This is a genomic window from Gemmiger formicilis (assembly GCF_016901605.1).
Lineage (GTDB): Bacteria > Bacillota > Clostridia > Oscillospirales > Ruminococcaceae > Gemmiger > Gemmiger formicilis_B.
The window spans coordinates 1-292 of the sequence record NZ_JACJKP010000595.1 but is presented as its reverse complement, the minus strand read 5'-3'; the positions used below and the strand labels follow the sequence as shown (position 1 = coordinate 292).

Below are 292 nucleotides of genomic sequence, written 5' to 3'. Positions count from 1 at the left end.
GGAGGAATTCTGCCGGGCTGCCGGTGCCACCGGCGTGGTGCTCACCAAGCTGGACGGCACCCCCAAGGGCGGCTGTGCCGTCAGCGTGTGGGAAAACCTGGGTCTGCCCATCCGGTTCATCGGTGTGGGCGAAAAGATCGACGATCTGATGCCCTTTGACGCCCAGACCTTTGTGGAATCCCTGCTGCCCGAAGTGCCCGCCCATAAGGAGGATTGACCTATGCTGATCTGTGCTGCCAGCAATAACGCCGGCAAACTGAAAGAACTGCGCCGCATTCTGGAACGGATGGGC

Annotated in this window: 1 pseudogene; it reads left to right on the top strand. The window is 61.3% G+C overall.

Annotation, left to right across the window (positions count from 1 at the left end):
* A pseudogene (locus H6B10_RS16070) lies at positions 1-217 on the top strand (signal recognition particle-docking protein FtsY); the annotation flags it as partial.
* Positions 218-292: the final 75 nt, after the last annotated feature.